Source organism: Microcoleus sp. CZ3-B2, from assembly GCF_036705055.1.
Lineage (GTDB): Bacteria > Cyanobacteriota > Cyanobacteriia > Cyanobacteriales > Microcoleaceae > Microcoleus.
In genome coordinates this window covers 1-16,947 of sequence record NZ_JAUBTN010000044.1, presented here as the reverse complement: position 1 = coordinate 16,947, position 16,947 = coordinate 1, and the positions used below count along the sequence as shown (strand labels likewise).

At 44.6% G+C, this 16,947-nt stretch carries 1 pseudogene and 2 CRISPR repeat arrays (1 of these 3 only partly in view); the pseudogene reads left to right on the top strand.

Features of this window, described 5'->3' with window-relative positions:
• A CRISPR array of direct repeats spans nt 1–6,764; the repeat unit is 37 nt; unit sequence GTCGCAATAAACTCCACTCCCTACTAGGGATTGAAAC; it reaches 6,162 nt to the left of the window's first position.
• Between the two features lie 112 nt (nt 6,765–6,876).
• Nucleotides 6,877–15,086: a CRISPR direct-repeat array (repeat unit 37 nt; unit sequence GTCGCAATAAACTCCACTCCCTACTAGGGATTGAAAC).
• 215 nt (nt 15,087–15,301) lie between these two features.
• Nucleotides 15,302–16,800, top strand: a pseudogene (locus QUA97_RS18935) (IS5 family transposase).
• The last annotated feature ends 147 nt before the right edge of the window (nt 16,801–16,947 follow it).

The following is a 16,947-nucleotide window of genomic DNA, read 5'->3' as shown; positions in this document are numbered from 1 at the left end:
TAAACTCCACTCCCTACTAGGGATTGAAACCACTATTATTGACAAGAATTGTAGCAGGACAAAGACCCAGACGTCGCAATAAACTCCACTCCCTACTAGGGATTGAAACCTCTTTTTTCTTAACAAGAATGGCTGAATATCACCACGTCGCAATAAACTCCACTCCCTACTAGGGATTGAAACAAACGGAATCTTTGGCCCCGGTAGGTAAATATCGTCGCAATAAACTCCACTCCCTACTAGGGATTGAAACGTGGAACACTGGCAACTAAAGAAAGAGGCCCTAAGTCGCAATAAACTCCACTCCCTACTAGGGATTGAAACGACCGTAACAAGCGCCTTACACAATATTTTTGGGTCGCAATAAACTCCACTCCCTACTAGGGATTGAAACAAAATAATTTAATTTAGGGGCTAGGTACACTGAGTCGCAATAAACTCCACTCCCTACTAGGGATTGAAACTAGTATTTATAATGATAAGTAAAATCAATAAAGGCTAAGTCGCAATAAACTCCACTCCCTACTAGGGATTGAAACTGACAACATTAAAAACTACAGCCATGATTTTACCGTCGCAATAAACTCCACTCCCTACTAGGGATTGAAACATTATTCCCGCCGGCTTTTACTGGAAAGAAGATTTTCCTGTCGCAATAAACTCCACTCCCTACTAGGGATTGAAACTCAAACTCTTCTGTCGGCAAAAAATCCCAAAATCTTCGTCGTCGCAATAAACTCCACTCCCTACTAGGGATTGAAACGAACGGCAAGGTACTCTGCCTTTCCTTGAGCGGCGTGGGTCGCAATAAACTCCACTCCCTACTAGGGATTGAAACATGCTATAGGATAGTTAGCAAGCAAACAAATCGGAGAGTCGCAATAAACTCCACTCCCTACTAGGGATTGAAACGCGGTGTTCATGCTGCCTATCAGGAAGTTCAACGTCGCAATAAACTCCACTCCCTACTAGGGATTGAAACCTCACTCGCATCATAGACCAAGTAGAAGCCTCACGTCGCAATAAACTCCACTCCCTACTAGGGATTGAAACATGGCTGCATAGAGGCTGTTATTTTCGATAGCCTGTCGCAATAAACTCCACTCCCTACTAGGGATTGAAACTTGGCTCTAGGCATTTTTAAGTTCCTTGTTTTTGTCGCAATAAACTCCACTCCCTACTAGGGATTGAAACACCGTGCCAGCCAAGACCGCTTGGTGGCATACCTGTCGCAATAAACTCCACTCCCTACTAGGGATTGAAACGAATATTCGGATCATCTTCCCTGATGATGTCACTGGTCGCAATAAACTCCACTCCCTACTAGGGATTGAAACGGGTGACTTTGGGCTGGGTTACTCACTTATGATTTTTATGGTCGCAATAAACTCCACTCCCTACTAGGGATTGAAACACAACCTATTGTATTATGCAGTCTACCGCGTTATAGTGTCGCAATAAACTCCACTCCCTACTAGGGATTGAAACTATGTACCAGGCCAAACAGTTGGCAATCCTATAAAGTCGCAATAAACTCCACTCCCTACTAGGGATTGAAACATTTAAGGATTGTAGCACAATGATTGACCCTAAAAGTCGCAATAAACTCCACTCCCTACTAGGGATTGAAACTTGAATGTTGACGGCCACCTCCGAATTCAAACTCACAAGTCGCAATAAACTCCACTCCCTACTAGGGATTGAAACTGAATAAACACGCTGTTTACCTCGCCGGTACCTGTCGCAATAAACTCCACTCCCTACTAGGGATTGAAACTTGTAAATCCGCCATTTTCCAATCCCTTGCCCTGGGGTCGCAATAAACTCCACTCCCTACTAGGGATTGAAACCTTGCAAGCATTTTCACCGCTGGCGTGTACACCGCCGATTCTTCCTGTCGCAATAAACTCCACTCCCTACTAGGGATTGAAACACAAAAATGAAACACCTCGAATGGTTCGGAACCACACTGTCGCAATAAACTCCACTCCCTACTAGGGATTGAAACGGGTTGCCATTCAAGAAGCCGCGACCTTGGGCTACAGTCGCAATAAACTCCACTCCCTACTAGGGATTGAAACTTCTGAGGTCAGCGTTGCACCGACACAACCACACAGTCACGCAGGTCGCAATAAACTCCACTCCCTACTAGGGATTGAAACAAGAAAAATTGACAACACTCATAACACTGGCTAAAATAGTCGCAATAAACTCCACTCCCTACTAGGGATTGAAACCCAGGCTTGGGCAAAATAGCGCTGTATTTGCGACAGTCGCAATAAACTCCACTCCCTACTAGGGATTGAAACAGCGTCACAAACAGCCAGCGGTGTTTGGGGTACTGCTCGTCGCAATAAACTCCACTCCCTACTAGGGATTGAAACCCATGTGATGCCTCCTAATTATTCCAAAATTTGTCGCAATAAACTCCACTCCCTACTAGGGATTGAAACACCCAAAAGTATAGGTAACTACTTTTAGGTAACTTTAGTAAGTCGCAATAAACTCCACTCCCTACTAGGGATTGAAACATCGGATTCGTACAAATCAGATGGAAAACCATGGTCGGTCGCAATAAACTCCACTCCCTACTAGGGATTGAAACTAATATTTTAAAGAATTAGCAATATAGATGGGACGTCGCAATAAACTCCACTCCCTACTAGGGATTGAAACGGCTTCATCAACAGTCATCGATTTCGACAAAAAATTACGTCGCAATAAACTCCACTCCCTACTAGGGATTGAAACGTCTAGTAGCTGTCTAACGGTTTTACGAATCCATGTCGCAATAAACTCCACTCCCTACTAGGGATTGAAACATTGGTGGATTTGTATCGACATCGCACCCATTTAATGTCGCAATAAACTCCACTCCCTACTAGGGATTGAAACACCGCTTGTATAAACGGCAACATGCGGACTTTGCCGAATACTGGTCGCAATAAACTCCACTCCCTACTAGGGATTGAAACCTTGCAGCCAGCGGTGGCACTAATGCCACATTTAGCGCGCTGCGTCGCAATAAACTCCACTCCCTACTAGGGATTGAAACATGCCGCATAATTCCTTAAACAACTCGCGGATGGTCGCAAGTCGCAATAAACTCCACTCCCTACTAGGGATTGAAACTTGCCGGCATCCCTTTCAGGCGTGGCAACCGCTCAGTCGCAATAAACTCCACTCCCTACTAGGGATTGAAACTACGATTCATTTATTGATGTCGTCGCTGAAACTGCGTCGCAATAAACTCCACTCCCTACTAGGGATTGAAACATCAATTTTTGGCGATCTGACGACAGAGGAATTAGCGTCGCAATAAACTCCACTCCCTACTAGGGATTGAAACAGGAATGCAGACACAGTTACTACAGTAGCTGTGTCTGCAACAGTCGCAATAAACTCCACTCCCTACTAGGGATTGAAACTGCAACATCGAGTGTGGCGCTGGCAGCCAATGCGTCGCAATAAACTCCACTCCCTACTAGGGATTGAAACAAATATAAAGAGAGAAACAGCAGAAAGATATGTCAGGTCGCAATAAACTCCACTCCCTACTAGGGATTGAAACGGGGACTTGAAAAGGAATCCTTGACTGGCACAGTGAGTCGCAATAAACTCCACTCCCTACTAGGGATTGAAACAACCGCAATGCAAACACAGTCGCGGAAACTAAAGTCGCAATAAACTCCACTCCCTACTAGGGATTGAAACAAAGGAGTTAGTGCTGTTTTTCCACACTCCCATTCGATTTCGTCGCAATAAACTCCACTCCCTACTAGGGATTGAAACGGTAGATACCCTTAGCCTCGAATCTTGGAATCTGGAATAGTCGCAATAAACTCCACTCCCTACTAGGGATTGAAACACCTAGCCTTCGACGAACACCTGAAGCTGCGCTCTGCTGAGGTCGCGTCGCAATAAACTCCACTCCCTACTAGGGATTGAAACGAAACAATATTTTCTTATGAAGGTGCACATTGGTGCCGCGTTCGTCGCAATAAACTCCACTCCCTACTAGGGATTGAAACGAATTTGTATATAAGTAAAAGTAATTAAAATAAGCGAACCGTCGCAATAAACTCCACTCCCTACTAGGGATTGAAACACTGTCGGTGGCTATTTCAAAAAATACATTAGTGTCGCAATAAACTCCACTCCCTACTAGGGATTGAAACCCAAATAAAGCTCGAAAAATCCGAGAATAACGCGTCGCAATAAACTCCACTCCCTACTAGGGATTGAAACAACAAAGGAATAGTGTCAGTGGCTTGAGTAACAACCGTCGCAATAAACTCCACTCCCTACTAGGGATTGAAACAACTCTGATGCACCAAACCAATTTAACGATGTGCGCGCGAGTCGCAATAAACTCCACTCCCTACTAGGGATTGAAACCTAACATTAACTGAGGCGAAACTCTCAAGGGATTACGTCGCAATAAACTCCACTCCCTACTAGGGATTGAAACCCGCATCCCAGCATAAATCCGATAAATGCCTCAAAATTGTCGCAATAAACTCCACTCCCTACTAGGGATTGAAACTTCTTTTAATCAGCGTCAGACACCTTTCTTAAGGAGTCGCAATAAACTCCACTCCCTACTAGGGATTGAAACCTGCCTTCATGTCGCCACGTATCCCTTCGAGGTAGCGATTAAGTCGCAATAAACTCCACTCCCTACTAGGGATTGAAACACGATTCCCGTTGATGAACTATTTCACCAGTTCGGTCGCAATAAACTCCACTCCCTACTAGGGATTGAAACCTACAACCTGCTTAATTTTCACGGGGGGGTATCAATTGAGTCGCAATAAACTCCACTCCCTACTAGGGATTGAAACACAACCACCCGGCAGACGCCCCGAAGGGCGTTTCGGCGTTAGAGTCGCAATAAACTCCACTCCCTACTAGGGATTGAAACCCTGACCAGTGATACCGAGCAATGCGATGCTACTGTCGCAATAAACTCCACTCCCTACTAGGGATTGAAACGTCGGGTATTTCCTCGATGCTGCCGTCGGGGCGAGTCGCAATAAACTCCACTCCCTACTAGGGATTGAAACACATTTTTTGAGCAGCGGCTTGACTGAGTTTGCTTCTTCCAAGTCGCAATAAACTCCACTCCCTACTAGGGATTGAAACTCTTCAGGGGTAAATCGAGGCTTATGCCTTCCTGTCGCAATAAACTCCACTCCCTACTAGGGATTGAAACTATCTGCGCCAAGGCTACAAACGGTACGTCAAGTCGCAATAAACTCCACTCCCTACTAGGGATTGAAACCAATTCCGCGCTTGCGACATTGATTAAACCTAGAGTCGCAATAAACTCCACTCCCTACTAGGGATTGAAACATATTCAACGCCAAAAATATCGGGGCGCTAGTGCTTTATCTAGTCGCAATAAACTCCACTCCCTACTAGGGATTGAAACAATTTATCTGCTATCCATCCCGGTTTGGGAAAAGTCGCAATAAACTCCACTCCCTACTAGGGATTGAAACATGTGAGTAGATGGCGTTTGTTTGGTTTTATTTCGCGTCGCAATAAACTCCACTCCCTACTAGGGATTGAAACTGGATAAAAGTCAATTACTCTCCAGCCAAGGGCTTGCGTCGCAATAAACTCCACTCCCTACTAGGGATTGAAACTGCCTAAACGCTAAGAGGGAGGCTGACATTTCCTAGGTCGCAATAAACTCCACTCCCTACTAGGGATTGAAACTAAGTCAATTAGGGATTATTTCGAGATATTGCGGAAAGGTCGCAATAAACTCCACTCCCTACTAGGGATTGAAACTCATTTTTCACCTCGCCCTCATCTCCCTCTATTGTCGCAATAAACTCCACTCCCTACTAGGGATTGAAACGCTGCAAACTTTCTATAACCGATTTAACTGCGTCGTACACATTTACTCGTCGCAATAAACTCCACTCCCTACTAGGGATTGAAACTTTGGCGATCTGACGACAGAGGAATCAGTTCTTTAAGTCGCAATAAACTCCACTCCCTACTAGGGATTGAAACATTTTAGATTACCTACAACTACTGGGGGAGCGCAACGCCGGCAAGTCGCAATAAACTCCACTCCCTACTAGGGATTGAAACGTTGTTTCTGATGAAAACCAAGAAAGTTTTTCAAGTCGCAATAAACTCCACTCCCTACTAGGGATTGAAACAATTCGCTGCACCGAGATTTGCTGATAGTCAAAATATGCGTCGCAATAAACTCCACTCCCTACTAGGGATTGAAACTCCGATCCAATCGAGCAAGAACTCAACCAACTTAAGTCGCAATAAACTCCACTCCCTACTAGGGATTGAAACTCATCTCGCCAGTTGTTTGCTGGAAAACTGCCAAGTCGCAATAAACTCCACTCCCTACTAGGGATTGAAACTCATTGTATAGCTTTTGTGATACAACGGGAAAATACCGGTCGCAATAAACTCCACTCCCTACTAGGGATTGAAACCAAAGCGTGGACAGCGCCGCAACTCGGACACTCAGTCGCAATAAACTCCACTCCCTACTAGGGATTGAAACTCCGCACCAATTCGACACCGGGGGAAACTTCCAGCGTCGCAATAAACTCCACTCCCTACTAGGGATTGAAACTAAAAACCTCTTGCACAGAACAATAAAGGCGTGAGTCGCAATAAACTCCACTCCCTACTAGGGATTGAAACGCGGATTGAGTCCAAATCATCCGTCGGTCAATCGGCTGGCGTCGCAATAAACTCCACTCCCTACTAGGGATTGAAACTTGAGTATCTCGGTGATAAGGCGGCCGCAGCGCATCAACCGGTCGCAATAAACTCCACTCCAGAAATCGGATGCACCGGCCCCTATAACAGTTACGCCGCAGCGCATCAACCGGTCGCAATAAACTCCACTCCCTACTAGGGATTGAAACGCTGCAAACTTTCTATAACCGATTTAACTGCGTCGTACACAGTCGCAATAAACTCCACTCCCTACTAGGGATTGAAACTGCTGAACTGATACGATCGATTCAACTTCTGTTTCGGTCGCAATAAACTCCACTCCCTACTAGGGATTGAAACACATCTTCGACCGTTCCCCGACCTCGACGACGACCCCGTCGCAATAAACTCCACTCCCTACTAGGGATTGAAACTGTAAAAACCCTGCTTTCGAGGCAATGGGCGCGCTGTACGGTCGCAATAAACTCCACTCCCTACTAGGGATTGAAACCGCAGAAATATGAGATATCAATGATGATGCAAATCACAGTCGCAATAAACTCCACTCCCTACTAGGGATTGAAACCGGGGGACGGAGCGTGACCTATAACATAGCGACGGTAGTCGCAATAAACTCCACTCCCTACTAGGGATTGAAACTTGGGTAGAAATATCAGATTTAATATCACTTGATTCGCAATAAACTCCACTCCCTACTAGGGATTGAAACATCGACAAGCTCCAACACCAAGAAGCAATTGATGCAGATCGATAGTCGCAATAAACTCCACTCCCTACTAGGGATTGAAACGGAAAAGAGTATTGGTTTGCTTATACTTCTGATGCGTCGCAATAAACTCCACTCCCTACTAGGGATTGAAACTCTTGATCAATATTCATCGAAGAATCCTCCTAAGTCGCAATAAACTCCACTCCCTACTAGGGATTGAAACTTCTGACAACGAGAGAAAATCCCACGGCAGGAATAAGTCGCAATAAACTCCACTCCCTACTAGGGATTGAAACATTGACAACCGTTCGATTACTTATGAATCACTTGAGTCGCAATAAACTCCACTCCCTACTAGGGATTGAAACTACGTGCGCTTAGAGTTGGTGGTAGTTTTTCAAAACTGTCGCAATAAACTCCACTCCCTACTAGGGATTGAAACGTATCAAACTGGAGGGCGAAAAATGGACCAGGAAGTCGCAATAAACTCCACTCCCTACTAGGGATTGAAACAAAAAGTCTCCCGCTGGAAGCTGGGAACGCTATCAGTCGCAATAAACTCCACTCCCTACTAGGGATTGAAACAAAACTTCCCTACGCCGAACTAGAAGTGGTGGAAGTTGAGTCGCAATAAACTCCACTCCCTACTAGGGATTGAAACTCGAGTGGGGAGATGTTGGCTACCCCGACAGCGTCGCAATAAACTCCACTCCCTACTAGGGATTGAAACCTGTAGTTAATTTGACTTCATTGGGATAGAGAAGTCGCAATAAACTCCACTCTCTACTAGGGATTGAAACGGGTCACTTTGGGTAATTCCCCCCTTAATAATGTCGCAATAAACTCCACTCCCTACTAGGGATTGAAACTCTCGTCTCTGGCGCTTCTGCTGTTGGTTTTTCGTGTCGCAATAAACTCCACTCCCTACTAGGGATTGAAACGAAAATCTTTTCTTTTGCAGCAGTAGGGTAGTCTATTTTGTCGCAATAAACTCCACTCCCTACTAGGGATTGAAACGAATGGATTCGCTCGATCATCCGACAATGCAAACCTAGTCGCAATAAACTCCACTCCCTACTAGGGATTGAAACAGGAAATATTGCGGGTTCAACCAAGCAATTCTTGGGAAAGTCGCAATAAACTCCACTCCCTACTAGGGATTGAAACCTGTTGTCATCATCTGCCATTGCAATACAGTTAAGTCGCAATAAACTCCACTCCCTACTAGGGATTGAAACGTGCGACTTTTGCTAGCAGGTCGCGCCGATCGCGTCGCAATAAACTCCACTCCCTACTAGGGATTGAAACCGATCGCAGTACCTCAAAACCAAAGGTCAACAAATCCGGTCGCAATAAACTCCACTCCCTACTAGGGATTGAAACTTATTTTTGTAGGTTTACCGGGAAGGCGCGGCGGTTTAGTCGCAATAAACTCCACTCCCTACTAGGGATTGAAACAATTCACTGATTATCGTCAGGAGTTGTGTGATTTGTCGCAATAAACTCCACTCCCTACTAGGGATTGAAACTGCCCGACTTAGACGCCTTGATTGGTGGTTTGGTAAAAAAAGTCGCAATAAACTCCACTCCCTACTAGGGATTGAAACTAAATGGTGGCTTTCCACCTTTAGTAGTGGGGCAAGTCGCAATAAACTCCACTCCCTACTAGGGATTGAAACTTTGCTAACCAGATAAAGGTTGACCGAAATCGCCTGTCGCAATAAACTCCACTCCCTACTAGGGATTGAAACTTTCGGGGTCGGTGCAGACGATCGGGTTGCGAATCCATTGTCGCAATAAACTCCACTCCCTACTAGGGATTGAAACTCGTACCACGCAGAGCTAAAAGCGTCGGTAATTTTTGTCGCAATAAACTCCACTCCCTACTAGGGATTGAAACTTGGCCGCTGGTTCCCGTGCGCGGTAAAGCTCCTGTCGCAATAAACTCCACTCCCTACTAGGGATTGAAACTACACGCGGATGTTACCCGCGCTTCTAAATGAATGAGTCGCAATAAACTCCACTCCCTACTAGGGATTGAAACCCGGTGTGGGCTTGCGCCTGGGGTTTGGCTTTCTCGTCGCAATAAACTCCACTCCCTACTAGGGATTGAAACTTTTTACTATAGGGACTAAATCTTCTCTATAGTTGCGCGTCGCAATAAACTCCACTCCCTACTAGGGATTGAAACATACGTAGTCTGTCCATAACCTGTAGCCCACGCAAGGTCGCAATAAACTCCACTCCCTACTAGGGATTGAAACTGAGCCAAAAAACACTGTCAAACCCTTGGCGTTTGCTGGTCGCAATAAACTCCACTCCCTACTAGGGATTGAAACTCAATGAAGTAGCGTCGCTTCCCCCGTTCTGGATTCTGTCGCAATAAACTCCACTCCCTACTAGGGATTGAAACGAGTTAAGGCGATTCCAGTCCGCGAATAACTTAGTCGCAATAAACTCCACTCCCTACTAGGGATTGAAACTTGGCACTTAATAAAGTTTGGCATGATGTTTATGAGTCGCAATAAACTCCACTCCCTACTAGGGATTGAAACGCCCCATTACGCGCGATCGAGATTCCGTTGATAAGGTCGCAATAAACTCCACTCCCTACTAGGGATTGAAACCTGCGCCCATTCCTGTTGGTTTGCAGTTGTCGCTGTTTTGTCGCAATAAACTCCACTCCCTACTAGGGATTGAAACCGAGTGATTGACATTTGTTTTTCCCACAATTAATCTAGTCGCAATAAACTCCACTCCCTACTAGGGATTGAAACACGGTAAAGGCAAATTGCTAGGTCGGCGTCCTGTTCGAGTCGCAATAAACTCCACTCCCTACTAGGGATTGAAACTGGTGATTCTCGACTACATCCAGTTACTAGGCGAGGTCGCAATAAACTCCACTCCCTACTAGGGATTGAAACATAATAATATTATCAACAATTAGTTAGTTATCATGTCGCAATAAACTCCACTCCCTACTAGGGATTGAAACTCATACATAAGCCTCAAGAAAGAGTGAAAGAGTCGCAATAAACTCCACTCCCTACTAGGGATTGAAACTTACCTTCAAAATCATACCCAGCAAATGCTTTAAAAAGTCGCAATAAACTCCACTCCCTACTAGGGATTGAAACTGCTATCACTCTGCTATCACTGCAATCACTCTGCAATCACGTCGCAATAAACTCCACTCCCTACTAGGGATTGAAACTAAAGAAGCATTGCCAGATGACCCGCAGTTCATTTTCGTCGCAATAAACTCCACTCCCTACTAGGGATTGAAACTCTCCTCCAAAGAAATCATCGACAGCATCAAATGAGTCGCAATAAACTCCACTCCCTACTAGGGATTGAAACTTAGTAGATACCCAATCTTGAGATAATGGTCTGCGTCGCAATAAACTCCACTCCCTACTAGGGATTGAAACAGACGACATCTTTAAACACGGCAAGCATTACAGGGATATCCGGTCGCAATAAACTCCACTCCCTACTAGGGATTGAAACATCACTGATTAGATATATTGAAGTCAGCGACTCTCAAGTCGCAATAAACTCCACTCCCTACTAGGGATTGAAACCTTGCATTCTTCCTTTGCCAGTGCGTGCCCTTCATGTCGCAATAAACTCCACTCCCTACTAGGGATTGAAACATTAAAAATCAGCGACCGGGAACAGCTTTGATAAGTCGCAATAAACTCCACTCCCTACTAGGGATTGAAACGGAATCCTTGTGTTGATGATATTATTCATGGTTTCCCAGTCGCAATAAACTCCACTCCCTACTAGGGATTGAAACGTGCACATAATATTATATTAATTAGTAAGTTTTCTGAGTCGCAATAAACTCCACTCCCTACTAGGGATTGAAACCAAGCTCGTAAAGCAACTACTCTGGAATACCTTAAAGTCGCAATAAACTCCACTCCCTACTAGGGATTGAAACAGGCAAAATCACAGCGCAAAAAATGGCAGAGCAGATTGCGTCGCAATAAACTCCACTCCCTACTAGGGATTGAAACTAATGTTTTTGTTAGGCAGATTTGTTTCAATATTGTCGCAATAAACTCCACTCCCTACTAGGGATTGAAACGTGTCAGGACCCGCGTCGTTCGGGACGGCAATCTTGCGTCGCAATAAACTCCACTCCCTACTAGGGATTGAAACACTATCAATTAATTGCTGCCGTCGTCATCTTCAGTCGCAATAAACTCCACTCCCTACTAGGGATTGAAACGAAAAGTTTTTCATCTCCTCTATACCTTCCCAGTCAGGGTCGCAATAAACTCCACTCCCTACTAGGGATTGAAACTCATCAACAATAAGCAAATTCAAACTTTCATAAAGTCGCAATAAACTCCACTCCCTACTAGGGATTGAAACTGGAACATTGGAAAAGATAGACCTTCTGACTATCTTCAGTCGCAATAAACTCCACTCCCTACTAGGGATTGAAACTCATCGATCGCACCCGCCGGAGTGATCTGCACTACCTTAAGTCGCAATAAACTCCACTCCCTACTAGGGATTGAAACCTCAAGAATCCCATTTGCAATCGCATTTACGTCGCAATAAACTCCACTCCCTACTAGGGATTGAAACCTGGCACGGCTCGATCAACTGTCTTTGGTTTCATTGTCGCAATAAACTCCACTCCCTACTAGGGATTGAAACTGATTTTATCAACGCCGTCAGTCGTACTTAATTCGGTCGCAATAAACTCCACTCCCTACTAGGGATTGAAACTCAAATCTCGTTCCGCTGCCAGTAAACTAATTTATTGTCGCAATAAACTCCACTCCCTACTAGGGATTGAAACTTTAGCTACTCTGTCGAGAAAACTCGAATTGGGTATGTCGCAATAAACTCCACTCCCTACTAGGGATTGAAACGAAACCGACAGCGGCCTTAACAGATTGCTCTACGGTCGCAATAAACTCCACTCCCTACTAGGGATTGAAACATTTATTTTGTGTCAATCTCGCTATGCACGTGATTCGAGTCGCAATAAACTCCACTCCCTACTAGGGATTGAAACATTATTTTTCGCCTTCTTTAACTTTTTAACTAAAGTCGCAATAAACTCCACTCCCTACTAGGGATTGAAACAGAATTCTTAATCCTACTTTCTGACTTTTAAGTTCTGTCGCAATAAACTCCACTCCCTACTAGGGATTGAAACTACGGCAATCCTTAAAATTGTTGATTTAGTACCGGATGTCGCAATAAACTCCACTCCCTACTAGGGATTGAAACATAATCATACTTAGCCAAATAGATTCTGTCAAGTCGCAATAAACTCCACTCCCTACTAGGGATTGAAACTGTCTCCTACGGCTATTAGAAAGTTTTTGGCTGGGTCTATCAGGTCGCAATAAACTCCACTCCCTACTAGGGATTGAAACAAAGCAACTAATCTGAGCATCGCGGTTTGTGATTGTGTCGCAATAAACTCCACTCCCTACTAGGGATTGAAACTGCTGGATCTACCGTGTCCGGCCGCCAAAATTCCTAGTCGCAATAAACTCCACTCCCTACTAGGGATTGAAACAAGTTGCGGAGAATTTAATCGCATATCAAAGACAATGTCGCAATAAACTCCACTCCCTACTAGGGATTGAAACTTACTTAAAGCTGATTACAGCCAGATTGAACTGCGAAGTCGCAATAAACTCCACTCCCTACTAGGGATTGAAACAACTCCCCAGGGGCAAAAGGCATTCTCAACCGCACGTCGCAATAAACTCCACTCCCTACTAGGGATTGAAACCGAATCAGGACGCTCTGGGAAGCAGACCCAACAAGTCGCAATAAACTCCACTCCCTACTAGGGATTGAAACCTGTTCATCGATTGCAACCATTCCCAGTTTCTTAAAGTCGCAATAAACTCCACTCCCTACTAGGGATTGAAACCAGGCTTGATGTGGGAATACTCTCCTTAATCAATATTGTCGCAATAAACTCCACTCCCTACTAGGGATTGAAACTTTGCAGTACATCCGCGCGAAGATTTTGTCTGGTCGCAATAAACTCCACTCCCTACTAGGGATTGAAACGATGAAATCGAGGAGTTCTTGCAGGATAATCGAGTCGTCGCAATAAACTCCACTCCCTACTAGGGATTGAAACGCATTCCCCCTCGCGAAAAATCTAACTGTGTGAGTCGCAATAAACTCCACTCCCTACTAGGGATTGAAACATAACTCCGCCCAATCCCCAAGGAGTGCGACCGTGTCGCAATAAACTCCACTCCCTACTAGGGATTGAAACCTCCAGCTCAAGGTTTTATACGTTCATTTGAAATGTCGCAATAAACTCCACTCCCTACTAGGGATTGAAACATAATGACTTATATTAAGTGAGAAGCCCCCCCTTAGTCGCAATAAACTCCACTCCCTACTAGGGATTGAAACTGTGGCGATCGAAGCTTTCCAGGTAGTTCTAATCCTGGTCGCAATAAACTCCACTCCCTACTAGGGATTGAAACATCAGCAAGTGGGAGCGTGGCGTAGTGGTGCCACGTCGCAATAAACTCCACTCCCTACTAGGGATTGAAACACCAGCCAAGCTTCCCTAACTCCGAACTAATTACGTCGCAATAAACTCCACTCCCTACTAGGGATTGAAACGGCTCTTCTGTCCTTTCACCTTTCACTCTCCCTAAGTCGCAATAAACTCCACTCCCTACTAGGGATTGAAACAGAAATTACCATTGTTGATTCGGATGCTGGCTCTGGGTCGCAATAAACTCCACTCCCTACTAGGGATTGAAACGGAGAAAATGTGGGAGCGTTACAAAAAGGGTAAAGTCGCAATAAACTCCACTCCCTACTAGGGATTGAAACAGAGAAGGAAAGGCGATCGGGGACATCATAAAAAGTCGCAATAAACTCCACTCCCTACTAGGGATTGAAACATATAAGATTCATAACGAGCACAAGTACGAGCGTCGCAATAAACTCCACTCCCTACTAGGGATTGAAACCAACGAAAGTAATCGAGCGATAAATATCAAGTTCGAGTCGCAATAAACTCCACTCCCTACTAGGGATTGAAACGTTTTGAAAGTAGAGCGAATTTTAGCGCCAATACGAGTCGCAATAAACTCCACTCCCTACTAGGGATTGAAACATTTCTTCACATTTTGGAGGTGAACTAGGAGGAGTCGCAATAAACTCCACTCCCTTCTAGGGATTGAAACTAAGATTCTGCCGACCTCAGTTTCTCAAGCCTTGCCACTGTTGCAATAAACTCCACTCCCTTCTAGGGATTGAAACAATTAGCGACAAACAAATTACCGAGGCTCTCTCACAGTCGCAATAAACTCCACTCCCTTCTAGGGATTGAAACGCGGGATGAGTCGCAAGACGAGTGGCGCTTTAAGTCGGTCGCAATAAACTCCACTCCCTTCTAGGGATTGAAACTAGAGTCTAAGTTTAAGTTTAAATATGCAACTTTCATCAGTCGCAATAAACTCCACTCCCTTCTAGGGATTGAAACAGCGAGTGATTGCCCGGTGCATCCGGGAGTTGTTCAAGGGTCGCAATAAACTCCACTCCCTTCTAGGGATTGAAACGCCATTTACCAAAATCGCGATCGACACAGCACGGGTCGCAATAAACTCCACTCCCTTCTAGGGATTGAAACACGAGCATCCTGCAATTGTTGCTGCTTGCGCTCAAACGGTAGTCGCAATAAACTCCACTCCCTTCTAGCAATACTTCGGACAGTTTTTAAGTAGGGCTTGCTGAATATATTGATCGCACTTGACGTGGCTTGGGTTATGGGAGATCGAGATCGAGGGTAAAGTGCAAAATAAACAGGTAAAATAGATCAAAACCCGTGCATCACCACCTGCGATCGTGTACAGAAAAGCTGAGCTTGCTCCCCTCCCAGCCTTAGACTTTGAACTAGCCAACGGGTCTAAATTGTCAGCGGACAACCGTTGGGTAAAAATGGCCCAAATAGTCCCGTGGTCGGAATTTGAATCAGAATATGCGGCCAACTTCCCCGCAGCGCATGGTGCACCTGCCAAATCCTTTCGGATGGCATTGGGGGCATTAATTATCAAAGAAAAACTGGGAATCAGCGATCGCGAAACAGTAGAACAGATCCGAGAAAACCCCTATCTACAATACTTCATCGGTCAATCAAGCTACAGCAATGAACTACCATTTGACCCATCCTTATTAGTACACTTTCGCCAAAGAATTAGTCCCAACCTAATTAATAAAGTGAACGAACGCATGGTCGAAAAAATGCGAGAAATCACGCCAGTCCCACCCGAAAAAAAAAAGGATTCGGACGGAAAAAATGAGTCACCCAATCGCGGAAAATTAATCATAGATGCAACCTGTGCCCCAGCCGATATTAGTTATCCGACCGACTTAGGACTATTAAACAGAGCCAGAGTTCATACAGAAAAAATTATAGACATCCTGTATAAACAAATCAAATAAAAAATTCATAAAAAACCAAGAACCTACCGTAATTTAGCAAGAAAAGACTACTTAGCAGTAGCTTTCGCAAAGACGACCCACTCGCAACAAAAGAAGACAGGTAATTAAAAAACAACTTCAATACATCAAAAGAAACCAGGCTCATATTGAACAGTTAATCGATTCAGGTGCGAGCCTAGGATGTCTGAATAAAAAGCAATATAAAACCTTGCTAGTCCTCACAGAAGTAGCTCGCCAACAGCAATGGTTATTTGACAACAATAAACAGAGTATTGAGGATAGAATAGTAAGTTTAAGCCAACCCCATATCCGTCCGATAGTCAGAGGAAAAGCCGGAAAAAGCGTAGAGAGGCGAGCCAAACTATCAGCCAGTTGCTTTGAAGGATATGTATTTTTAAACAGGATGAGCTGGGATAATTTTAACGAATCAGGAGACTTAAAAGCACTCTTTAGAAGCTTATTATAGATTCACAGGATACTATCGGTGAGTCAGTTCATGCAGATCGAATTTATCGAACAAGAGAAAACCGAGCTTGGTGTAAAGAAAGAGGAATTAGAATCAGTGGGCCTCATGACGGAAGACCGCCAGCAAACGTCAGTAAAGAAAAAAAGAAGCAAGCCGCAGATGATGAAAGAATTAGAAATGCGATAGAGGGCAAATTTGGGACTTGCGTAAACGAAGATTCGGCCTGAATCGAGTAATGGCTAAACTCGATAATACATCTGGTACAGTTATTGCAATTACTTTTTTAGTCATGAACCTTGCTACCTGGTGGCGCCGGGTTTTTTGTGTGTTTTTCTGTCTATTTGGAAACAGAACACCTGTTTTTAGGTTGAAGATAATCCCCAATTATAATTGGGGGGACTCGATACAGAAAAAACTTATATTTAACTCTGCTTGAATATATCGATCGCACCTGTTCTTGGCTGGCGATCAATTATTCAGCAAACCCTAAGTAGCAAGAGTACCAGAGGATAGGACTGACGAGAGGTTAGGGTGATTTAAAATCAAGTTAGGGTCTAAATCTAACTTGTTAATAAAGGTGTAA